Origin of the sequence: Dyella thailandensis (assembly GCF_050749815.1) — a bacterium.
Taxonomy (GTDB): domain Bacteria; phylum Pseudomonadota; class Gammaproteobacteria; order Xanthomonadales; family Rhodanobacteraceae; genus Dyella_A.
The window spans coordinates 108,770-129,832 of the sequence record NZ_CP192735.1 but is presented as its reverse complement, the minus strand read 5'-3'; the positions used below and the strand labels follow the sequence as shown (position 1 = coordinate 129,832).

17 protein-coding genes are annotated in these 21,063 nt (G+C 70.2%); 7 read left to right on the top strand and 10 right to left on the bottom strand.

Annotated features, from left to right (window positions below; genetic code table 11):
- On the bottom strand, positions 1–2,292 hold the full coding sequence (locus tag ACQVBX_RS00560; RefSeq protein WP_431635955.1) for a winged helix-turn-helix domain-containing protein: 2,292 nt from the start codon (positions 2,290–2,292) through the stop codon (positions 1–3).
- A gap of 138 nt (positions 2,293–2,430) precedes the next feature.
- On the opposite strand from ACQVBX_RS00560, the gene ACQVBX_RS00555 reads away from it, so the two are divergent.
- Positions 2,431–3,087, top strand: coding sequence for a hypothetical protein (locus ACQVBX_RS00555; protein WP_431635954.1), 657 nt, complete (start codon positions 2,431–2,433; stop codon positions 3,085–3,087).
- 119 nt (positions 3,088–3,206) lie between these two features.
- Positions 3,207–3,680: an N-acetyltransferase family protein gene (locus ACQVBX_RS00550; RefSeq protein WP_431635953.1), complete on the top strand. Its 474-nt coding sequence runs from the start codon at positions 3,207–3,209 to the stop codon at positions 3,678–3,680.
- A gap of 64 nt (positions 3,681–3,744) precedes the next feature.
- Here ACQVBX_RS00550 and ACQVBX_RS00545 read toward each other — a convergent pair whose 3' ends face one another.
- Positions 3,745–4,515 carry a SapC family protein gene (locus ACQVBX_RS00545; protein WP_431635952.1) on the bottom strand — a complete coding sequence of 257 codons (771 nt, stop codon included), beginning with the start codon at positions 4,513–4,515 and terminating at the stop codon, positions 3,745–3,747.
- Between the two features lie 254 nt (positions 4,516–4,769).
- Between ACQVBX_RS00545 and ACQVBX_RS00540 the strand changes: the two genes are divergently transcribed.
- Entirely contained in the window at positions 4,770–5,369 is a 600-nt protein-coding gene (locus tag ACQVBX_RS00540) for an HNH endonuclease (protein ID WP_431635951.1), read from the top strand.
- Between the two features lie 12 nt (positions 5,370–5,381).
- Here the strand turns inward: ACQVBX_RS00540 and ACQVBX_RS00535 are convergent, their stop codons facing one another.
- Positions 5,382–5,792, bottom strand: coding sequence for a low affinity iron permease family protein (locus tag ACQVBX_RS00535; RefSeq protein WP_431635950.1), 411 nt, complete (start codon positions 5,790–5,792; stop codon positions 5,382–5,384).
- Between the two features lie 142 nt (positions 5,793–5,934).
- On the opposite strand from ACQVBX_RS00535, the gene dxs reads away from it, so the two are divergent.
- Positions 5,935–7,824 (top strand): 1-deoxy-D-xylulose-5-phosphate synthase, encoded by a 1,890-nt coding sequence (gene dxs, locus ACQVBX_RS00530; protein WP_431635949.1) that lies wholly within the window; start codon positions 5,935–5,937, stop codon positions 7,822–7,824.
- A 50-nt stretch (positions 7,825–7,874) separates the two neighbouring features.
- Here the strand turns inward: dxs and prmC are convergent, their stop codons facing one another.
- Both prmC and ACQVBX_RS00520 read right to left on the bottom strand, forming a co-directional pair.
- A complete protein-coding gene (gene prmC, locus ACQVBX_RS00525) occupies positions 7,875–8,708 on the bottom strand; it encodes a peptide chain release factor N(5)-glutamine methyltransferase (protein WP_431635948.1) in 834 nt (277 codons plus the stop codon).
- Positions 8,701–12,867 carry a hypothetical protein gene (locus tag ACQVBX_RS00520; RefSeq protein WP_431635947.1) on the bottom strand — a complete coding sequence of 1,389 codons (4,167 nt, stop codon included), beginning with the start codon at positions 12,865–12,867 and terminating at the stop codon, positions 8,701–8,703. The genes prmC and ACQVBX_RS00520 overlap by 8 nt, the downstream gene beginning before the upstream one ends.
- Before the next feature lie 205 nt (positions 12,868–13,072).
- On the opposite strand from ACQVBX_RS00520, the gene ACQVBX_RS00515 reads away from it, so the two are divergent.
- Positions 13,073–14,044, top strand: a complete 972-nt coding sequence (locus ACQVBX_RS00515) for an alpha/beta hydrolase (protein WP_431635946.1) — start codon at positions 13,073–13,075, stop codon at positions 14,042–14,044.
- A 240-nt stretch (positions 14,045–14,284) separates the two neighbouring features.
- Here ACQVBX_RS00515 and ACQVBX_RS00510 read toward each other — a convergent pair whose 3' ends face one another.
- Positions 14,285–16,963: a M1 family metallopeptidase gene (locus tag ACQVBX_RS00510; RefSeq protein ID WP_431635945.1), complete on the bottom strand. Its 2,679-nt coding sequence runs from the start codon at positions 16,961–16,963 to the stop codon at positions 14,285–14,287.
- A gap of 350 nt (positions 16,964–17,313) precedes the next feature.
- Here ACQVBX_RS00510 and oxyR point away from each other — a divergent pair, with 350 nt between their 5' ends.
- Together oxyR and ACQVBX_RS00500 are read left to right on the top strand one after the other, a co-directional pair.
- Entirely contained in the window at positions 17,314–18,309 is a 996-nt protein-coding gene (oxyR, locus tag ACQVBX_RS00505) for a DNA-binding transcriptional regulator OxyR (RefSeq protein WP_431635944.1), read from the top strand.
- A complete protein-coding gene (locus ACQVBX_RS00500; RefSeq protein WP_431635943.1) occupies positions 18,306–18,908 on the top strand; it encodes a hypothetical protein in 603 nt (200 codons plus the stop codon). Before oxyR ends, ACQVBX_RS00500 begins: the two co-directional genes overlap by 4 nt.
- A gap of 68 nt (positions 18,909–18,976) precedes the next feature.
- On the opposite strand, the gene ACQVBX_RS00495 is transcribed toward ACQVBX_RS00500, so the two are convergent.
- The 4 genes from ACQVBX_RS00495 to ACQVBX_RS00480 all read right to left on the bottom strand — a co-directional run bounded on the left by ACQVBX_RS00495 (position 18,977) and on the right by ACQVBX_RS00480 (position 21,060).
- Positions 18,977–19,132 carry a DUF3309 family protein gene (locus tag ACQVBX_RS00495; protein WP_404632089.1) on the bottom strand — a complete coding sequence of 52 codons (156 nt, stop codon included), beginning with the start codon at positions 19,130–19,132 and terminating at the stop codon, positions 18,977–18,979.
- Between the two features lie 171 nt (positions 19,133–19,303).
- The gene (locus ACQVBX_RS00490; RefSeq protein ID WP_431635942.1) at positions 19,304–19,822 is read right to left on the bottom strand and encodes an adenine phosphoribosyltransferase; all 519 of its coding nucleotides are present in this window, start codon (positions 19,820–19,822) and stop codon (positions 19,304–19,306) included.
- A 27-nt stretch (positions 19,823–19,849) separates the two neighbouring features.
- A complete protein-coding gene (locus ACQVBX_RS00485) occupies positions 19,850–20,773 on the bottom strand; it encodes a DMT family transporter (RefSeq protein ID WP_431635941.1) in 924 nt (307 codons plus the stop codon).
- A gap of 8 nt (positions 20,774–20,781) precedes the next feature.
- Positions 20,782–21,060, bottom strand: coding sequence for a DUF2007 domain-containing protein (locus tag ACQVBX_RS00480; RefSeq protein WP_431635940.1), 279 nt, complete (start codon positions 21,058–21,060; stop codon positions 20,782–20,784).
- Positions 21,061–21,063 lie beyond the last annotated feature (3 nt).

The following is a 21,063-nucleotide window of genomic DNA, read 5'->3' as shown; positions in this document are numbered from 1 at the left end:
TCATTCTCCTGGTGGGTGCCCGTGGTTTGGATTCGGGGCGGAGGAACTGCTCGCCGGTGCCGATGCGCCCGCCGCGGTCGCGAGCAGGCCGCGGCGTCGGAACGTGAGGTTGCTGGTGATCTGCAGATCCGGCACGCCGGCGGCGCGCGCCCGGTTCAGTCGCAGGCGCGCCTGCGCCAGGTCGCCGAGCGCGGCCAGCGTCTCGGCATTGATCAGCGCTACTTCACCGGGGTCGCCAGTCAGCGACTCGGCGCGCCCGACCAACTCGCGCGCGGCGGCGCCATCGCCGAGCATCGCCCGGTACAGCCCCAGCGAGGCCCAGCCGGCGGCGTCATCCGGCTTGAGCTTCAGGTAATTCACGGCGAGGTCCGCGGCCTTGCGATAGGCGTCGCGCGCCGCCGCGGCCTGCGCCGGATCGGCCTGCAGCGCTTCGCCGAGGTTGGCCCACATCAGGAAATCCTGTGGCGACATTGCCGCGGCGCGGCGGCGCAGGGCGATCGCCGCGGCGTAATCGCCCTGTTGGTACTTGATCAGGCCAAGGTTGGTCAGCGAGGCGGCATCGGGTTTGATCGCCACCGCGCGCTCCAGCGCCTTCGCCGCGGCGGCGCTGTCGCCCGCCTCCAGGGACAGCGCGCCGAGGGAACTCCAGCCGTCGGCGGCCTCGGGGCGCAGCGCGACCACCTTGCGATACGACTCCAGCGCGTGCGCGATGTCGCCGCCGGCGTATTGCTGGTAACCGATCTGCGCGTAGACGTCGGCGTCGCCGGGGCTGAGTTCGAGCGCGCGGCCGAACTCCTCGATCGCTCGCGCGGATTGGCCTTGCGCCACGTACACCTTGGCCATGCCGATGTGCGCCTGGGCCTGGGTCGACGGCGACTGCTCGCTGTCGCGGTAGGCGGCGAGCGCGCGGTCCAGATCGCCGTGCGCCCGGTACAGGTCGCCCACCGCCAGCTTCACTTCGGCCAGGCCCGGGTCCATCTGCGCGGCGCGGCGGCAGGCGTCCATCGCCCGCTCGAACGCGGCCGCGTTGCGCGCGTTCTCGAACTGCCAGATCTCGAGGCGGCACAGCTTGGCCTGCGCCTTGGCGAAGTCGTGGTCGGTGGCCAGTGCCTGGCCGAAGCGCTCGGCGGCGCGGGTGGCGTCTTCCGGTCCCGTGGCGTGGTGCAGCAATTGCAGGCCCTGCAGGTAGGCGTCGAAGGCCGCCTCGTTGTGGGTCGGCGCCAGCCGCCGGCGCCAGCGCGGATCGTCCGTGGGCAGCGCGCCGATCAGCGCCTGCACCACCTCGCCGGCGATCTCGGTCTGGGTCTGGAAAATGTCCTTGAGCTGACGGTCGTAAGTGTGGCTCCACAGGGTGAAGCCGGTGGTGGTATCGGACAGGTGCGCCGTGATGCGCAGGTGCTGCCCCTCGCGGCGCACGCTGGCCTGCAGAATCGCCGCCACGCCGAGCCGGGCGCCCCAACGGCGTGCGTCCAGGCCCTCATCGCCCGCCTGCGGCGGGATCGATGCGGCCACCTTGAGCCCCTTCACGCCAGCGAGCGCATCGCGCATCTCCTCGGTGAGGCCGGCGACGAAGTAGTCCTGATCCGGCGCTACGCCCAGCGTGGTGAAGGGCAGCACGGCGACCGACGTCAGTGCCGGGCGCGCCGCCCGGTCGCGCGCGAACCACGCGCTGGCCACGACCAGGGCGACCGCTGCCAGCGCGCCCAGCACCATCGCGAGGCGGGGGCGCCGACGGAGCCGGCCCGGCAGATCGGCCGGAGGATCAGCCGGCATCGCCGCCGGTACCGCCACATCCGGCTCCCACACCGGGGGGTCGGGCGGCACGGCGGCAATGGCGGCTGCCGCGCCGGGATCGGCGGCCATCGACGCGATCTCGCTCGTCTCGGTGACGGTGGTGGTGGCCGAGGTGTCCGGCCGAGCCGCGGCGTCGAGCGACCCGCCGGCAGGTGCGGCGAGGTGGCCGATGAAGCAATAGCCGAGCGCATGCCGGGTCTGGATGTACCGCGGCTCGTGCGGATCGTCGCCCAGGGCGTGGCGCAACTGGGCGATGGCCCGTGTCAGCACGCCTGGTGTGACGTGGCGGTGTCCCCACACTTGGTCGAGCAGCTCGTCCCGACCCACCAGTTCGCCCGGGTGGCGCAACAGCGCCAGCAGCACGGCGAAGGCCTTCGGTTCCAGCGGCTGCGCCGCGCCAGCGCGCAACACCGTATGCGCGGCCGGATCGACCACGATCTCGTCAAATCGATACGGTTGCGTCCCCTGGCCGCCCGCGTCCGAGTCCCTCGGATCCATCGGCAAGCCCTCTGGCGATCACGAAAACCTGCGCATTCGCTCGCGCAAACCTCGTCCTTTCATCATGACCCAAAACCGCTCGGGGAGGGAATCTGGACCGGCGCCGCAACCCCGCGGCGCGCCCACGGAGATGACGCCATGTATGCCCAAGCCCCCTTCCTCGCACCCATCGCCAACGCACTGCTGCCGCCCGCCGGCCAGTCTTCGCACCATCCGGCCCGCCGCCATCTGGTAGGCGACTACCCGGTGGATCAGGCGGCGCTGGATCACTTCAACCGCCTGCTCGCCAAGCTTCACCATGTGCCGCTGGCGTGCGACCAGCTGGCCACGGCCGCGCGGGAGCTGATCGACCAGCCACGCGTTTCGGCCCGCTATCCCGGGCCGATCGCGCAGCGGCTGGAGCTCGCGGGGCGGATCGACCGCATGGTGACGGACCACGACTGGACGCCCGACCACCAGGCCGCCGAGGTCGCCCATCTCGTGGCCGATTACCTGCACAGCACGGACATGCTGATCCCGACCTCGGTTCCCGCCGTGGGCCATCTCGACGACGCGATCCTGGTCGACGCGGCCTGGCCGCAGCTGGCCGACGAGGTGGCTTGCTACCAGGACTACTGCCGGCTGCGCGCGATCGAGGCCGAGTTGCGCGGCTGCGAGGCCGAATCGATGCCGTTCAGCCGGGACGACTGGCAGCGCGCCCGCGTGCTGGAGGCCGAGCTCATTGCGCACTGCCGGCGCAGCGGATCGTGCAGCTACCTGCCCGGCCGGGGGCCGGCGCTGTTCCGGGTGAGCTAAGGCGCATGCGGCGGCCTCGGCGACTGCCGGGCGGCACAGGCGGCCGCCCGGCAGGGTTTCCAAGCCCCGGGCCCCGGGTGTAGAACCTGGGGCTCGGACACCGCCACCACTGCAGGCTCATGAGCGACCGCCATTTCCTGATCCGCCTGGCCGAAGACGACGACGACTTCATCCTCGGCCTGGTGCCCCGCTTCGTGGATTTCACCCTGCCCGCCTGGCGCAAGCGGCACGAGTGCATCGAGGGCATCCGCGCCGATCTGGTTCACCATCTGGACGACCAGCCGCCGAACAGCTTCCTGTTCGTCGCCGAGGACGAGGACGGCGAGCCGGTGGGCTTTCTGCACCTGCAGAAGACCCAGGACTTTTTCAACGGCCGCACCAACTGCCACATCTCCGACCTGGCCGTGGCGCCGGGCCAGGAGGGCCAGGGCGTCGGCCGAGCGCTGCTGGCGCATGCGGAGGACTGGGCGCGCGAGCATCGCTGCGCGCTGATGACGCTGGCGGTGTTCCCGGGCAACGAGCGGGCGCGGGCGCTGTACGAGGCGAGCGGCTACGACACCGACCTGCTGCGCCTGGCCAAGCCGCTGCGTTGATATCGAGCAAAAAAAACCCGCGGCTGCCGGGCAGCCGCGGGTTCGTGTCGCATCAACGCAAGGATCAGTTGACCGTGGTGCTGCCGGCGCTGCCGGCCTCGGTCTGCTCACGCTCGTTCAGGCGCAGCGATACGCGGTCGATGTTGGCCAGCGACAGCAGGTGAGCGTAGATCCAGCCGAGCACGCCTTCCTTGAGGAACTCGTGGGCGACCTTCTCGTCGAGCTGGCGCAGCTTCTCCTCGCTGACCACGAACAGGCCGTTGAGGTTGATGGTCTTGCCGTCCTTCTCCAGGCGGATGTTGCGCGGCTCGAGCAGGTCGTACTTGCGCAGCTGGTCCATGAACCAGTGCGTGCGCGCCACGTGCTGCTGGAACTCGCCGAGGAAGTTGACGGCGTTGGTCAGCATCTCGGTGTCGGCGCCGTCTTCCTTGAACAGGCGCTCGCCCTGCTCGGTGTTGAAGCCTTCGTAGGCCTCGTCGAGGAACACGGTGAAGTCGTCGCCTTCCTGGCCTTCCGGCTTCTCGGCGAGGATGAACGGGTAGCGGCGGATGAAGGCCGGCACGTAGGTGTTCGGCGCCCAATGGCCGTCGGCGTCGACGAACAGGTTCTCGTTCTGGCGCAGGCCGAGCAGGGCCATCGGGCCGGCGTCCTTCATGTCGGCGCCGGCGAACAGGATCGGCACGTCACGCGCCGCGGCGGGAAACTCCACGCCGGTCAGCGGCACGGAGTGCACGTTGGCCGCGAACTTCAGGCTCGGCACCGGCTTCAGGCGCAGATCCTTGTGGGCGGAACGGTTGAGCGGCACGGGACGCTCGTAGAAAAAGACTTCAGCCACGTTACTTACCTCTGCCCAGCCGCGCCGGGGTTGCCACCGTTGGCTCCCCCTCCCAAACCCGGCCCGGGTCTCAAGACGAACGCCCACTATAGCAGCGCCCCCGGCCGGCCGCGAACCGCCGCCCAGGCAGCCTATGTGTTTGCCACGGCAGGGTTTTGCATGCGAATCGCAACACAGTTGGGCTATGCTCGGATCCAGCCACACCGCTGCATTGCGATGCGTTTTCCCCAGGCCCTGACCGAAGGATGGACTGCATGCTGATGGAAGTGCCGCTCCGGGCGGATCTGCGTTCGACCCGGGTGCTTTCGCTGGACGCCACCGGCCGGATCCTCGACTGGATCAGCTGGCAGGATGCCGCTTGCCTCTACGTGCGCGATGCCGTGGCCTGGACCCTGGGCGACCCCTGCCTGACCGTGCACGGCGGCATGAACCGCGCCCGCGGGGAACAGAGCACGCTGCAGCTGCACCCCATCATCGCCAGCACCGGCCACTGCCGCGACCACGCGCTGGATCCGGCCCCGGCCCTCACCAACACCGCGCTGTTTGCCCGCGACCGCCATATCTGTCTGTACTGCGGCAACCACTACAACCGCGGCGAACTCACCCGCGACCACGTACAGCCGGTGTCCAAGGGCGGTCGCGACGAGTGGGAGAACGTGGTCAGCGCGTGTCTGGCGTGCAACCTGCGCAAGGCCAATCGCACGCCGCAGCAGGCGCACATGCCGTTGCTGGCCGTGCCCTACCGGCCGAGCTGGGTGGAGCACCTGATCCTGTCCAACCGCAACATCCTGGCCGACCAGATGGAATTCCTGGTCAACCACCTGCCGCGCGACCGCCGCGCCGCGCACGCCTGAGGCGTCTGAGGCTCAATCGCCGGGCTCGGCCGCCAGGGCCCGCTCCACATCGTCCAGTTCGCTGCGGCCCCGCTCGGCCAGCTGGCAATAATGCTTGCGGATGCGTTCGAGCGTGGCGTCGTCCAGTTCCTCCAGCGCCAGCAGGGCGTTGTGCGCGTGGCTGGAGCGGATCAGCTCGTCGAGCTTGATCTGCACCGCGGCCGAATCCCGGTTCTGCGTGTTCTGGATCAGGAACACCATCAGGAACGTGATGATGGTGGTGCCGGTGTTGATCACCAGCTGCCAGGTATCGCCAAAGCCGAACAGCGGCCCGGACGCCGCCCAGACCACGACGATCAGCACCGCGACGATGAACGTGGCGGGCTTGCCGGCGGCAGTGGACGTGGCGGCGGCAAACCGGCGGAACAGGGACGATGAGCTCATGACAGGGGTCCTTGCAGGGAAGCCGACGCGAGCGTGGCGACGTCCGCGTCAGGCGGATGTGCAGCCAAGCTGAACGAAACCGCCACGTTCAGGACGCCGCACCGCCCTTGCCCCGCCCTGCCGCTGGGCCAACAATACGCGGATGATCGACCTCTCCCGCTATCCCCACCTGGCGCCGATCGAGACGCCGGCCGACCTGCGCCGCGTGCCCGACGACCAGCTCCCCGCCGTCGCCGACGAGCTGCGCCAGTACCTGATCGAGGCGGTGGCCAGCTCCGGCGGCCACTTCGGCGCGGGGCTGGGCGTGGTCGAACTCACCGTCGCCCTGCACCACGTGTTCGACACCCCGAACGACCGGCTGGTGTGGGACGTGGGCCACCAGTGCTACCCGCACAAGATCCTCACCGGTCGACGCGAGCGGATCACCACCATCAAGAAGAAGGACGGCCTGGCGCCGTTCCCGCGTCGCGAGGAAAGCGAGTACGACACCTTTGGCGTCGGCCACTCCTCCACCTCGATCTCCGCCGCGCTCGGCATGGCGATCGCCAACCAGCGCCGCGGCGACATGCGCAAGGTGGTGGCGGTGATCGGCGACGGCGCGATGACCGCCGGCATGGCGTTCGAGGCGCTCAACCACGGCGGCGACGTGGAACCGAACATGCTGGTGGTGTTCAACGACAACGGCATGTCGATCAGCGAGAACGTCGGCGCGCTGACCAAGATGATGGCGCGCGCCATGGCCAGCCGCACGCTCAACAGCTGGCGCGAGCGCGCCAAGCGGGCGATCCCCAAGCAGTCGCTGATGGGCCGCTTCTTCAAGCGCTGGGAAGAACACGCCAAGGGCATGTTCGTGCCCTCCACGCTGTTCGAGGAACTGGGCTTCCACTACACCGGCCCGATCGACGGCCACAACCTGCCGCAGTTGCTCGCCGCGCTGCGCACGGTGAAGGATCTGCCCGGTCCGCAGCTGCTGCACGTGATCACCACCAAGGGCAAGGGCTACGCCCCAGCCGAAGAGGCGCAGATCGACTACCACGCGGTCGGTCCGTTCGACCCGCAGGCCGGCCTGGTGAAAAAGAGTGCGCCGGCCAAGCCGACCTACACCGACGTCTTCAGCGACTGGCTGTGCGATCAGGCCGCGGCCGACGATCGCCTGATGGGCATCACCCCGGCGATGCGCGAGGGCTCGGGCCTGGTGCGCTTCTCGCGCGAATACCCCGAGCGCTACTTCGACGTGGCGATCGCCGAGCAGCACGCGGTGACGCTGGCCGCGGGCATGGCCTGCGAGGGCGCCAAGCCGGTGGTGGCGATCTACTCCACCTTCCTGCAGCGCGCCTACGACCAGGCGATCCACGACGTGGCGCTGCAGAACCTCGACGTCACCTTCGCCATCGACCGCGCCGGCGTGGTCGGCCCCGATGGCGCCACGCACGCCGGCAGCTTCGACCTGAGCTTCATGCGCTGCCTGCCGAACATGGTGATCATGGCGCCGGCCGATGAGAACGAGTGCCGCACCATGCTCTCCACCGGCTTCGCCTACTCAGGCCCCGCCGCGGTGCGCTATCCGCGCGGCACCGGCCCGGGCACGCCGCTGCGCAAGGAGCTGGACACCTTGCCGATCGGCAAGGCCGAAGTACGCCGCCGCGGTCGCGGACTGGCTCTGCTCAGCTTCGGAGCCATGCTCGCGCCGGCCGCCGTGGTGGCCGCCGAGGTCGACGCCACGCTGGTCAACATGCGCTTCGTCAAGCCGCTCGACGAAGCGCTGCTGGTGGAACTGGCGAAGACCCACGACGCCTTCGTCACGCTGGAAGACAATGCCATCGCCGGTGGCGCCGGCTCGGCCGTGGCCGAGTGCCTGGCCGCGCACGGCATCACGCTGCCGATCCTGCATCTGGGCCTTCCAGACGTCTATCTGGAGCACGGCAGCCGCGAGGAAGTGCTGAGCATGGGCGGGCTGGACCTGCCCTCCATCCGCAACGCGATCCGCGCCCGTTTTCCGCAACTGGTGGCAGCGAGCGCCAGCGCGGGCTGATTTGCCGCAAGGTATTGTCTGCGCGCGCGGCGAGGCGGTCGACGCCTGTATCAGGCGCGACCGGCCCAACGTCCGCCGCTGACCCGGTCGCGCGCTTCCAGATCCTGCGCCGTGAACACCTCGCCATAACCGGCCGCCTCCAGCAGCGCGCGGCAGGCCTCGCCCTGGTTCCAGCCGTGCTCGAACAGCAGCCAGCCGCCGGGCAGCAGGTGCCGACGAGCGTCGGTGACGATGCGGCGGATGTCATCCAGGCCGTCCGGGCCGGAGGCCAGGGCCGAAGCCGGCTCGAAACGCAGGTCGCCCTGCGTCATATGCGGGTCGTCCGCCTCGATGTACGGCGGGTTGGAAGCGATGAGATCGAAGCGCACCTCGCCCAGCGGTGCCAGCCAGTCGCCGTGCACGAACTGCACGTTCGGGATGCAAAGCCGCCGCGCGTTGCGCTGGGCGACCGCCAGCGCCTCGGTGCTGGCATCGGTGGCCGTGATCCGCGCACGCGGCCGCTCGGTGCCGATCGACAGCGCGATGGCGCCGCTGCCGGTGCCCAGATCGGCCACGCGCACGGGCACGTCGTCGGCCAGGCGATCGAGCGCCAGCTCCACCAGCCGCTCGGTCTCCGGCCGCGGGATCAACGTGGCCGGCGTCACCTCCAGCTCCAGCGACCAGAAGCCCCGGCGACCGGTGATATAGGCCACCGGTTCACCGAGCTGGCGTCGCCGCACGAGCTCGACGAAGGCACGCTCGTCGGCCAGCGAGAGCACGTCGTCGGAGTGCGCCAGCAGCCAGCTGGCGGGCCGGCGCAGCACGTGCTGCAGCAGCACCTCGGCATCGATCCGATCGCCGAGGCGACGCGCGGCATCACCGATGGCGTGGCGTACTTCAGTCATGCGTGGCGGTATCCGTGGGGGAAGTCGGCGGCAGGTCCGGGGGCGTTGCCTTGGCCGCCCGCTTGCGCCAGTAGCCGCCCTCGCTCCACGCCCCGAACGCCCAGCGTAGCCAACCGATGAGCGCATTGGCCAGCCACAGTGCCCACGCCAGCATGGCGACCTTGTAGACCCACAGCGACACACTGAACACGCCAGCGTGCGGCAGCGCACCAGCGCTCTGGTCGGCAAACCAGCGCAGCTGCCAGGCGGTAGAGCCATTGCCGGCCACGTGCATGTCCGGCAGGCCGAGCAGGCCGCGCGGCACCGCTCCCACCAGCGCCAGCAGGGCCAGCGCGGTGAGTATCGCCAGTGCGATCTGTAGCAGGTTGAACGCCACGTCGTTGCCCGCTCGCACGCCGCGGGCCCGCAGCCCCAGCGCGATCAGCCAGAGCACCACCAGCGCGTAAGCGCTCCACGCGAACGCCGAGAAACCCAGGCCGAGCAGCAGCCAGTGATGAAAGCGCAGCGGCGTTGGCGCGTAGCGCGCGAGCAGCCAAGACGCCAGCAACAGCACGACCAGCTGCGACCAGTACAGCACGGCCGGCCCCATCGACGGACCCCAGGTCCACAGCACCCAGCGATCCTGCGGCAGTTGCAGGCCAAGCTCCAGGTTGGCGGCCGGCGCGTGCAGGTCCAGCGCGGGCGTCATCGTGCGCGTCGCGATGCCGTGCGGCACGCGCAGCACCACGTCGAAACGATGCACGCCCGGCAGCAGCGGCAGGCCGAGCCGGCCGTCGCGAACGGCGAGGGACAGGGGTTGTCCGTCGCGTCGCGCCTGCAGCAGTTCGGCGCCGGTCGGCAGTGTGATCGCGTGCTCGCCTCCACGCGTACTGCGCGCGGTGAGCGAGAGCGTGGTCTCGCTGGCGCGCTCCCCTGCCGCGGTGGTGGCCTGCAGGCGGTCGAACGCGATGCTGCTGCCGGCGACCGCCTTGGGTTCGCTCAGCGCCAGCGTCAGCGTTTCACCCGGCAGCGGCTGGAAGCGCAGCCCGTGCGAAGTCGCGCTGGTCGGCACACCGTGCGCTTCGACGTGCCACATCGGCGCGGCGTCCACCTGCCAGACTTCGGCACGTTGGCCCAGCGGCGGCGCCTTCAGCGTCAACGTGGGCGCGTGGTCGAGACGGCTGACCCACGTCACCACCGGATCGGTCGCGTTGAAGCTGACCTGGATGGCGCCGTCACGCACCAGCGCGCCGTCCCCCTGCGGATGCTCACCCGGCAGCAGCGGCAGGCTCACACTGAAGCCGCCCTCTTGCGGGGCGAGGCGCTCCACCGTGGTCTGCACTGTCCAGTCCACGCCGAAGCTCAGTTGGCGAGTGACCCGCACGTAGGCGGGCAGGCTCTGCGTGATGGCCAGCGCGCTGCCGTCGGCGGCCGCGCGCTGGCGGCTCAGCGCCACGCTGTCACCGAGCAGGCGATCATTGTCCAACCCGCTGGCGCTCCAGCCTTGGCCGATGAAGCCCACGTGCCCGGGATGGAGCGGGAAGCGCAGGTTGGCGCTGTCGGCACCGGCGGCGAGGCGGTAGTGCAGGGTCACCCGGTGCACGCCGCGATCGAGCCGCAGCATCAGCGTGTCGTAGCGGTTCACCAGTGCGGCGGGCTGCGCATCGAGGCGCGCATCGAGCAGGGTGAGTGCGTCGTCGCCCTGCGGCAGCGGCAAGCCGACGTCGGCGCCGGCGTGCGCTTCCAGCGCGATGTCGAGCGTGTCGCCGCTGGCCTGCAGCTGGGCATCGGCGATCGCGGCGCATTCTGGCGCGCACTTGGGTGCCTCGGTGAGACGCGCGCGCAGCTGGTCGAGCATGGCTTGATCCGGCATCGATGCAGCGGACGCCTGCTGCGCCTTTGCGGCGTGCGGGCCAAGCAGCGCGAGCATCAGGACCGCGGCTCTCGCCGCACTGCGACGCCAGTCGTTCCAGTGCCCGCGCAGCGGCGTGACCAGCGGCGGCACCATGCGCCCCAGCAGCACGCCGAGCAGTGCGACCATCAGCACGCGAAGCAGGCGCACCAGCCATGCCGGCGCGATCACCAGCCGCGTGGTCTGCTCCGGCGTGACGGGACCGGACCAGCTGAGCCGATAGTCGTTGCCGGTGTTCCATTCCGGCTCGCCCGCACCGGCCTGCACCACGCTGCGGCTGTCCAGCGGCGCGCTGGCAGTATCGATAGCGGAAGCGGTGACCGAAGCCAGGATGCCGGCGCGATCAGGCGCCGGGTTGGTAGAGGCCTCGTCCACGGCGGGTTCGGACGGCGGAGGCGGCGGAAGAGGCGTCGCCATCGGCATGGGGGGCGCGGGCGGGGCTGGGGCGGCGGACTTGTCCTGCGGCTGTGGGCGCCGCTGCATCGCGAGCTGATCAAGCGACTCCATCCGCGCCTGCGCGACCATGCGGATCGTGCCCTGTGCGATGCTACCCTCCAGTTGCGGATGCAGCGCGTACTGCAATTGCGTGGCGGCGAACGGCAGCGTCCACAGCGCCGCCAGCGCGAACGCGCCCAGCGCCACGAAGCGCGCCGCCGCACGCAGGCGACCGTCCGGCAGCGCGCGCAGCAGCAACGCAAGCGCCAATGCCACCGCCAGCGTCCAGCGCGGCGCACCGCTCTCGTGCTGGGCCAGCGCGAGGAACACGGCGGCCAGCGCGGCCCACGGCCAGCCCAGCGCGCGGCCGGCGAGCAGGGCGATCAGCGCCACCACGAACAGGTCGAGCAGGGTCCACTGGGCGACCCACGAATCCGGCGAACGGTCCGCGCCGCCGGCACCGACCAGGCGGTAGCCGGGTGGCAGATGCAAGGTGGCGTCAATGCCTTCCAGCGGAATCTGCCACCCGCCGCTGGGCAGGCTCCTGCCGTGCTGCGCCACGCGCAGGCCGGCGCGCAGGTCCAGCGCCTGCTGGCGCAGCTCGACGCCGCTGCGGCCGTTTTGGCCCTGGCTGATCAGTAGCGGCGCGCCGCCCTGCTCCGCCCGCTGCAGCTGCCACGGCGCGCCGACGTCGAGCCGCTGATGATGGCGCAGCGTGCCGGTGAGATGGTCGACCGCACTGAGGCCGCGACCGTCGAAATCCAGCCACAGCTCACGCTGCAGTTGCAGCTGGTCGCCCTGCCCACCCTGGTCGCCGCGATTGCCTTCGACGATAGCGAGGCCGTGGCTGGCATCTACCGCGAAGGCCGGGAAGCTGAGCCAGTCGGCGGGCACGCCGGCACGGGATGCATCCACGCCCTGACCTTCGACACGCGTGCCGCGCAGGTCGGTGTTGTCGGCGTAGCTCCAGATTTCCTGCGCCGGCCACGGCGCGCCCGGCGGCTTCCACGTCACGCCGGCCAGCGGCGCGGTGGCGCGCGCATCCAGCGTGATCGTCCATTGGCCCGGCCGCAGCTGCACGCGCAGCCGGCCATCGCTCTCCAGCCGTGCGGGCAGGTCGCCGGACAGCGCCGTGGCGACGAAGCCGGCCGGCAGCGCCGGCCCCAGCAGCTGTTCGCGCGCCGTGCCGGCGACGTTGATCTGCAGCCGGGTTTCCAGCATGGGCGGCAGGCCGTCGGCAAGCTGCCGATAAACACGCAGCGACAGCGCATCGGCGGCGCGTGCGGCAGCGGCCGCTTCGCCCAGGGTCAGTCGATCGTCGTTGCGCTCGATGCGCTCCACCGGCACGCCGTCGATCGACAGGTCGACCAGCGCGATCGACGGCGGCAGCGCCAGCGTCGATGGTCGGGCGGACCACGCGATGGCGCCATCCAGCCGATGACTGCCGGCGCTCAGCCACAACGACGGCTGCTCGCGATGCGCCAGCACCGGCTGCGCCTGCCCATCCACGCGCACCTGCTGCGGCCAGTCGCGCTCATCGCCGGGCAAGGCCACCCAACCGGGCGCATCCAGCCGCACCTGCAGCGTGAAACGCGCGCCGTTGGCATCGGCCTGCAGCGCGAGCCGGCCCGGCCAGGCGCACTGGCGCGCGTCATTGGCTGCGCCCGGACTGTTGAGCAACGGGCACGCCTGCTGGGGGCGGTCGTGCAGCACCCATCCCTGCCAGTCACGCAGTGCGGGCGGAATGTCGTTGTCCTGCGCGCGCAGCGGCGCGGTCAGCAGCGCAGCCAGCAACGCCAGGCCGAGCCACCCACTCCATGAACCACGTTGCATGGTTTTCCCCTTCCCGCTTGGTGAGCGCAGGCAGTGTAGGCGATGGCGTGGCGCCCGCGATGGCCACGCTGCATCCCGGAGTGCGCCCCGCCCGTAAGCCAAGGGCACGTCCCCCGGATGAAACGCCACTCGGTGCGATTCGGGGTCATCACACGTTCGCTCCCCCTGCACGCACGCGCCATGCCGTGTGCGAGAGAGTCTTTCAATGCCTCCATTCAGCGATTCCCGCCGCGCCGCCTCCCCCGCCAAGCCGATCCCCCGCAGCCATGCGCGGCGATGGCGCGGCGTGGCGGCTCTGCTCGCCGCCGGCCTGCTCAGCGGCTGCCAGGCCACGCTGTTCGCCGGCCTCAACGCCACCGCACGCGACCAGGGGGTGGTCGCCGCGCACGACGTCAGCTTCGACGCGACGCATCAGCTGGCGCTGGATGTATATCGCCCGGCCGACGCGCGCGGCGCGCCGGTCGTGGTGTTCTTCTACGGCGGCAGCTGGAAATCCGGCAAGCGGCAGTGGTACCGCTGGGCCGGCGAAGCGTTGGCGCGACGCGGGCTGGTGGTGGTGATCCCCGACTACCGCAAGTGGCCCCAGGTGCGCATGGATGGCTTCATGCGCGACGCCGCCCGCGCGGTGGCGTGGTCGCGCGAACACGCCGGTGAATACGGCGGTGACGCGGGTGCGCTGTTCCTGATGGGCCACTCGGCCGGCGCGCACATCGGCGCCCTGCTCGCCACCGACGATCGCTGGCTGCAAGCGGTGGGCATGAAGCCGGACCAGCTGCGCGGCTTCATCGGCCTCGCCGGTCCGTACGATTTCCTGCCGCTGAAAGATCCCGACTTCGTCGACATGTTCGGCCCCACCCACGCCGCGCAGCTGAACTCGCAGCCGGTGCACTTCGTCAACGGCGACGAGCCGCCGATGCTGCTGATGCAGGGCACCACCGACAAGATCGTGTGGCCGCGCAACGCGCGTTCGCTGGGCGCCACGCTGGAGAAGGCTGGCGAGTCGGCGCAGGTCACGCTGTATCCGGACATCGGCCACTTCGCGATCCTGCTGGCGATGTCGCGCCCGCTGCGCGGCAAGGCGCCGGTGCTGGAGGATACGTTGGCGTTCATCCGTGAGCATGCGGGTGCACCGGCCGCCGCCGCGCTGATGGAGGATCGGGTGGTGCGTTCGCCCTGAGGCGGCGCCAAAGAAAACGCCGGGCGGCGAGCCGTCCGGCGTTTCGCTTCTGCGGAGCCCCCCCCTTTTCGTCATTCCCGCGAAAGCGGGAATGACGTCGGGAGATTTCGGAGGTTTCTGGGGCGTCTCTTTCGAGGCACTTCGAGGTCGCGTGCTGACGCAGAGCGCGCTCAGCGCGGACGATGGCTGGAACCTGACGTCACGTCCGCCCTGGATGACAAGGCGGACGTGACCATCACCTCAGCGCAGGATCGCGTTCGCGTCCTGCTTCTGCTTCAGTGCTGCGCACAGCAGGGTGGCTTCGCCGGTCTGCGCCAGACCGCGGGCGGCGCCCGGTGCCTGGTTCACCCGATCCTTGAAGAACGCCTGCAGGCGATCGGCTTCGGCCTTGGAGCAGCCGCCGCCGCCCATCAGGCCGGGCAGGCGGCCGCCGGCGAAGCTGCCGGTGCGGGCGAGGATCTGGTCGTAGTGCGCCACGGCCCACTTCCACATGCCGTCGCGCTCGGCCCGGGTGTCGCGGCCGCCGCGGAACAGCGCGGCCATCTCGCCCACCTTCACGTCCTTGCTCAGCGCGAAGTTGCGGATGCGCTCGACCTGGGTGGCGTCGTCCACGCTGCCTAGGCCGCCGAGGATGGCGTTGCGCAGTGCCGGGTCGCTGGTCTTGGGCAGCTCGGCGATCAGCTTGTCGACTACCGGCTTGCCGTGCTCCTGCGCGGCCACGCCCAGCGCCACGCCGAGCAGGTCGGGATCGGCGGCGGCGAGGTCGAGGCGGCCGTCGGCCTTGGGCTTGAGCGCGGCATCACCTTGCTTGAGCAGTTCCGCACGCACAGCCGGCAGCTTGACGTCCATGCCGAGGAAGTTGGCCAGCGTGCTGCGCATCAGCGAATCGCCGTCGGCCTCGCCGGCCTTGCGGCGATAGCCCAGCGATTCGAGCCGCGGTAGATAGGCATCCTTCGCCCACGCGGTGAGCTTGGCGCGCTGTGCGTCGGTGCTGGCGAGCTGGCCCCAGATCCATTCGAAGGTGCCCAGCGGCGCGGTGGCGACTTCGTCGGTCTTGGAGGCGGCCAGCGGCTTGAGTGCGGCCAGCGCGTCGCCGGCATCGATGTCGCCGTGGCGGAAGCTGGCGCTCACCGCATCGGCATAGGCCAGCTGCTCGGTGTCGGCCAGCGAGCCGATCTGCTTGCCCAGCGAGGCCAGGTCGGCCTTGGTCATGCCGAAGCGGTAGTAGCCCTGCGCGCCGGCGTTGGGCATCACCCAGGTCGGGTTGCTGGCGCCGGCCAGCACCATCGAACCCTGCGCCTTGTCGAGCATTTCGCAGCTCACCTTGCTGCCGTCGGCGGTGCCGTAGCGCACGCACACCGGCACGCCCCACACGCGCGCGCTGTCGCCGGTGGAACCGACCGGCAGGTAGCGGCTCTGGCTCAGATGCAGGATGGTCTGGCCGTCCTTCTGCTCCAGCTTCGTCTGCACGTAGGGCACGCCGGACTGGTTGAGGAAGCTCTTGAACGCGTTCTTGAAATCCGCACCCTTGTCGGCCGCCTGGGCGATCGAGTCGACCAGGTCGTCGGCGGTGGCGTTGCCGAACTTGTGCGCCTGGATGTACGCGCGCATGCCCTGCTGGAACACCGCCGGCGTCACGTAGTTCTCGAACATGCCGAGCACCGCCGCACCCTTCTGGTAGGTGATGCCGTCGAACGCGGTCATGATGTCGCCGTTGCCGGTGATCTCCTGACGGATCTTGCGCGCGCTGACCAGGCTGTCGTTGTTCATCGCGCCCTGCGCACCGCGGATGCGGTCCAAGTCGGCGCGGTATTCTGGGTGCACCTTCATCGTCACCTTCTGCTGCATCCAGGTGGCGAAGGCCTCGTTGAGCCAGATGTCGTTCCACCACGCGGTGGTCACCGTATCGCCGGTCCACTGGTGAGCCAGCTCGTGCGCGGTGACGTTGAACGAGCCGCGCACGTACTGCGCCGGGGAATCCGGATCGAGCAGCAGCAGCCAGTCGCGGAAGGTGACCAGGCCCGGGTTCTCCATCGCACCGGCGGAGAAATCCGGCGCGGCGAGCAGGTCGAGCTTGTCCCACGGATAGCCGAAGCCGTAGTAGTCCTCCAGCGCGTGGATGATGCTCGGCGTCTCGCTGAGCACGTGCTGCATGCGGTGGCCCTCGCCCTTGGCGGCCACGCCGCGCAGCGGCAGCACGGTGGTGCGGTAGTCGTCCGGCTTGATGTCCGGGCCGTTGACGATGTCCCACGGGCCTACGCCGAACGCCACCAGGTAGGTCGGCAGCGGCTTGGTCTGCGAGAAGGTGAGCGTCTTCCAGCCGTTGCCGTCGTCCACTTCCTTCACCTGCGCGGTGTTGGCCACCGCGTTCTCGTCCTTCGGCACGGTGAGGGTGATGTCGAACGGCGTCTTGATGCCGGGCTCGTCGAAGCCGGGGAACGCGTAGCGCGCGCTGATCGGCTCCATCTGCGTCATCGCGTAGGGCTGGCCTTCGTGGCTGACCTTGTACAGGCCCTGCAGCTGCTGGTTGAGCGGCGCGGAGTAGTCGATCGCCAGGGTGATGGTCTGCGGCTTCAGCGTGCGGCCGAAGTCGATACGCGCCACGCCTTCCTTCGGCGCCACCGCCACGTACTTGCCCGCAGCGGTCTTGCCGGCGGCGTCGGTCACGGCAACCTTGGATACCTTCAAGTCGGCGCCGTGCAGCCACACGTGATCGGAGGCCTGCGACAGCTTCACGGTGATCACGGTATGGCCGGAGAAATCGGCCTGGCGCGGGTCCACCTTGAACGCGAGCTGGTAAGACTGCGGCATCGCCCAGCCGGGCAGGCGGCCATGCGGCACCGAATCGGCACCGGCGGCGAACGCGCTGGCGCAGCAGGCGGCCAGGGCAGTGAACATGAGCGGGCGGGCTAGGCGCATGGAGGGGCTTCCTGTGACGAGGGAACCCTGAACGCTAGGCGGCACATGACTTCCGACACAGTGCCAGAAGGCATGGCAGCGGCACCCATCGCGCCCATACGACGGCAAAAAAAAACCGGCGACGAAGGGGGAGCTTCGTCGCCGGAGGGGTGGCCCGGGTGCCGGCCGGGAGGGGGAAGGCCGGGCGGTCGGGCGTGGGCTGATGCGGTTGCGGGGAGATCGGGCCCGGGAGGGGATGGGCCCGCCGCATCAGCCACGCTGCGCACGATACGCACCGCCCTTGCATTGCACAAATTGATTGTTAGCATCGCACCTATAGCCGTGAGCTATGCAACTTCCCGAGGCGTGCCATGAACCTGCGCGATCTGCACTATCTCGTCGCCCTGGCCGAGCACCGCCACTTCGGCCATGCCGCCGAGGCCTGTTTTGTCAGCCAGCCCACCTTGTCGACCCAGATCAAGAAGCTGGAGGACGAGCTGGGCGTGGCGCTGGTCGAGCGCACGCCGCGCAAAGTGCTGCTGACCGAGGTGGGCCGCGAGATCGCCGATCGCGCACGCGAGGTGCTCAACGAAGTGGAGCAGATCCGCGCGGTGGCGCGGCGCACGCGCGATCCGGAGTCGGGCACGGTGCGCCTGGGCATCTTCCCCACGCTGGGGCCCTACCTGCTGCCGCACTCGGTGCCGATGGTGCGCGAGGCGTTCCCCAAGCTCGAACTGCTGCTGGTGGAAGAGAAGACCGAAACGATCGTGCGGCTGCTGCGCGAGGGCAAGCTCGACGCGGGCATCCTCGCCCTGCCGCTGCACGAGGACAGCCTGCATGTGGAGTATCTGTTCGAAGAACCGTTCGTGCTGGCGGTGCCGCAGTCGCATCACCTGGCGCACAAACAGGGGCAGCTGAAACTGGCCGACCTGTCGCACGAGAGCCTGCTGCTGCTGGAAGACGGTCACTGCCTGCGCGACCAGGCGCTGGAGGTGTGCCACCTGGCCGGCGCGGGCGAGCGCAACGGCTTCCGCGCCACCAGCCTGGAGACGCTGCGGCAGATGGTGTCGGCCGAAGTGGGTATCACCCTGCTGCCGACCCTGGCGGTGAAGCCGCCGGTGGCGCCGTCGGGCAACCTGCACCTGATCGAGTTCAAGCACCCGGCACCCAGCCGCCGGCTGGCGATGGTGTGGCGCAAGAGCTCGGCGATGCATGGTTTCCTGCTGAAGCTCGCCGCCGTGTTCAAGCGCCTGCCGCCGGAGCTGCTGGACCCGCGCTCGGTCACCGCGCCCCCGGCACCCAGCGTGGTCGCGCCCCGCACCAAGGCTGCGAAAGGCACCCGCGCCGCGCGCAGCGGCGACGCATGACCGGCCGCCAACTCGCGCTGGCCGCCGCCGGAGTACTGGTGCTCTGGGGCGCATTGCACACCTGGCAGCGGCGCCCCCTGCACGCGGCGCCGGGCGTGCTGGCCGCCGAGGCGCCGGAGCAGGTCGACCTGGATCACCCCGCACAGCTCCAGCGCGACGACGTCACCCTGCTGACCCGCGCCCACTTCGACGCCACCGCCCGCGTGCTTTCACGCGAGGACTACCGCTTCGATGCCGGCGCTTCGCTCGCCCCCACCGACCTGGCGCTGGGCTGGGGGCGCATGTCCGACAGCGCGGTGCTGGACCGCATCGAGATCAGTCAGTCCGGCCGCTTCTACTTCTGGCGCGTGAAGGATTACCCGATTCCCCGCCGCGAGATCGAGGAATCCAGCGCCAACATGCATCTGATCCCCGCCGACGCCGGCGTGCGCGCGATGCTCGATCGCGTGCGCGCCGGCGAGGTGGTGCGTATCGAAGGCTTCCTGGTCGACGCCAGCCGTCCGGACGGCTGGCACTGGAACAGCTCGCTCACCCGCGAGGACACCGGCAACGGCGCCTGCGAACTGGTGTACGTGGAGTCGCTCACCATCGAGCGTTGACCCGAAGCGGCGTCAGATCGTGCCGGTCAGATCATGCCGATCAGATCATGCCGATCGGATCAGGCCGATCAGATCCGACCAAGCAGCCACAGCACCACCAGGATCACCAGGATCACGCCGACGATGCCCGACGGGCCGTAGCCCCAGCTGCGCGAATAGCCCCAGGTGGGCAGGCCGCCGATCAGGGCGAGGATGAGCAGCACGATGAGAATGGTGACAAGCATGGACGGTCCCTCCGTTGCGATGGATCGCGCCGCAGGCGGCGGCACGCAGCCGCGGCCACGAGCCGCGCTTGCCGCGCACGGTCACTTGCGCGCGGTGTCCGAGCCGTCAACGAACGGCGAAGAGCGCGCATGCAGCGGTGCCTGGTTCAGCCCGGTGAGCACGCCTTCACGTCAGTAATGCAGCAGACCGTGCAGCAACGGCGTGCCGTGCCAGCGCGACCGTCCGCCCAGGGCATCGAGCTCGATCACCACCGCCGCACCCATCAGCTGTGCGCCGAGTTGCTCCACCAGCGCCCGGGCCGCGAGCAGGGTGCCGCCGGTGGCCAGCACATCGTCCACCAGCAGCGCGCGCTCGCCGGCGCGGAGCGCGTCGTCGCGCGCCTCCAGCCGGTCATGGCCGTACTCGAGCTGGTAGTCCACCCCGGTCACCGGCGGCGGCAGCTTGCCCGGCTTGCGCAGCGGCACGAAGCCGGCGTTGAGCTTCTGCGCCAGCGCGGCGCCGAAGATGAAACCGCGTGATTCGATCCCGCACACCGCCTGCACGCCCTGCCCCAGCCACGGCTCGGCCAGCGCGTCGATGCAGCGCGCGAAGGCGCTGGCGTCAGCCAGCAGCGGGGTGATGTCGCGAAACACGATGCCGGGCTGGGGGAAATCGGGCACGGCACGAACGTAGGCGGCGAGCGGATGCATCGGCAGGTTCCGAAAAAAGGGGGGGGATCAGGCAGCGCGACGCGGCCGCCACGTGCCGAGCAGGATACCGGCCAGCGCCACTATCAGGCCGCACCAGTCCAGCGCTATGGTGGGACGGGCGAACAGCGCCACGTCCAGCACGAACGCCAGCGCCGGCTGCAGCAACAGCAGCAGGCCCACCAGCGAGGCCGGCAGGCGCGGCATCGAGCGCACGATCAGCAGCCAGGCGACCACCTGGCCGAGCAGGCCCAGCGCCAGCAGCGAACTCCAGCCGCGCAGCGTGACCAGCGCCAGCGACTCGCGCTCGATCACGCACCACGCACCCAACGCCGCCGCACACAGCAGGCTCATCAGGCCCAGAAACTGCGCCGGTGCCAGCGCGGTGCGCCCGGACAGCGCGCGGCGAAAGCTCAGCAGGTAGACCGTATAGGCCAGGCAGCTGGCCAGGCCGAACCACACGCCGAGCCGATGCGCCGCATCAAACAGCGACCAGTGCGCGCCCACCAGCAGCCACAGCCCGGCCAGGGCCAGCACCATGCCAGGCCAGAACGCTGGCGCCAGCCGCTCGCGATAGGCCACCACGCCCACCAGCGCGAGCAGGAACACCTGGAAATTGGTCAGCAGCGTGGCCACGCCGGGCCCCACCCACAGGATCGAGCGATGCCACAGCAGCAGGTCGCCGGCTAGCCCCAGTGCCGGCAGCAGGGCGAGCAGCACATCGCGTCGGGTGATCGCGCGCCAACGGCCGGTCACAACCACCCAGCCCAGCAGCGCCACGCCGCCGAACAGCATGCGATAGAACGCCGACACCGCCGGCCCCACCTGCGCCAGCACCACGAAGATGCTGGTGCACGAGAGCAGCGCCGCGCCGGCCACCATCGCCAGCACGTCGGCGCGGTGCGGCAGCGCGGTCACTTCCGGCGCGGCCGGCTCGGTCGACAAGGCAGCCATCGGTGGGCTCAGGCGATGAGCGGGCCGGACAGGCCCGGATCGGCGTCCCAGTCGGCTGACGCGCCGCGCGATTCGGCCAGCGCCCGCTCCACCTCGGCCACCACGCGGTCGGCGGCCTCACGCGCCGCCTCGGGCACCATCACCGCCACGTAATCCATCGCCGGCAACTGGCCGACGCCGCCGGTGAGGTATTCGCCGGTGACGAACGCGGGAATCTCGGCGCGCTCCAGCGCGTCCTTCACCAGATGGGCATCGATCAGGGTTTCGGCGCGGTAGGCGATGTGCATGCA

Excerpts from the sequence above, each read along its gene's own strand:
- ACQVBX_RS00560 (WP_431635955.1), bottom strand. The coding sequence starts at position 2,292 with ATGGATCCGAGGGACTCGGACGCGGGCGGCCAGGGGACGCAACCGTAT.
- ACQVBX_RS00555 (WP_431635954.1), top strand. The coding sequence starts at position 2,431 with ATGTATGCCCAAGCCCCCTTCCTCGCACCCATCGCCAACGCACTGCTG.
- ACQVBX_RS00550 (WP_431635953.1), top strand. The coding sequence starts at position 3,207 with ATGAGCGACCGCCATTTCCTGATCCGCCTGGCCGAAGACGACGACGAC.
- ACQVBX_RS00540 (WP_431635951.1), top strand. The coding sequence starts at position 4,770 with ATGCTGATGGAAGTGCCGCTCCGGGCGGATCTGCGTTCGACCCGGGTG.
- ACQVBX_RS00535 (WP_431635950.1), bottom strand. The coding sequence starts at position 5,792 with ATGAGCTCATCGTCCCTGTTCCGCCGGTTTGCCGCCGCCACGTCCACT.
- dxs (WP_431635949.1), top strand. The coding sequence starts at position 5,935 with ATGATCGACCTCTCCCGCTATCCCCACCTGGCGCCGATCGAGACGCCG.
- prmC (WP_431635948.1), bottom strand. The coding sequence starts at position 8,708 with ATGACTGAAGTACGCCACGCCATCGGTGATGCCGCGCGTCGCCTCGGC.
- ACQVBX_RS00520 (WP_431635947.1), bottom strand. The coding sequence starts at position 12,867 with ATGCAACGTGGTTCATGGAGTGGGTGGCTCGGCCTGGCGTTGCTGGCT.
- ACQVBX_RS00515 (WP_431635946.1), top strand. The coding sequence starts at position 13,073 with ATGCCTCCATTCAGCGATTCCCGCCGCGCCGCCTCCCCCGCCAAGCCG.
- ACQVBX_RS00510 (WP_431635945.1), bottom strand. The coding sequence starts at position 16,963 with ATGCGCCTAGCCCGCCCGCTCATGTTCACTGCCCTGGCCGCCTGCTGC.
- oxyR (WP_431635944.1), top strand. The coding sequence starts at position 17,314 with ATGAACCTGCGCGATCTGCACTATCTCGTCGCCCTGGCCGAGCACCGC.
- ACQVBX_RS00500 (WP_431635943.1), top strand. The coding sequence starts at position 18,306 with ATGACCGGCCGCCAACTCGCGCTGGCCGCCGCCGGAGTACTGGTGCTC.
- ACQVBX_RS00495 (WP_404632089.1), bottom strand. The coding sequence starts at position 19,132 with ATGCTTGTCACCATTCTCATCGTGCTGCTCATCCTCGCCCTGATCGGC.
- ACQVBX_RS00490 (WP_431635942.1), bottom strand. The coding sequence starts at position 19,822 with ATGCATCCGCTCGCCGCCTACGTTCGTGCCGTGCCCGATTTCCCCCAG.
- ACQVBX_RS00485 (WP_431635941.1), bottom strand. The coding sequence starts at position 20,773 with ATGGCTGCCTTGTCGACCGAGCCGGCCGCGCCGGAAGTGACCGCGCTG.
- ACQVBX_RS00480 (WP_431635940.1), bottom strand. The coding sequence starts at position 21,060 with ATGCACATCGCCTACCGCGCCGAAACCCTGATCGATGCCCATCTGGTG.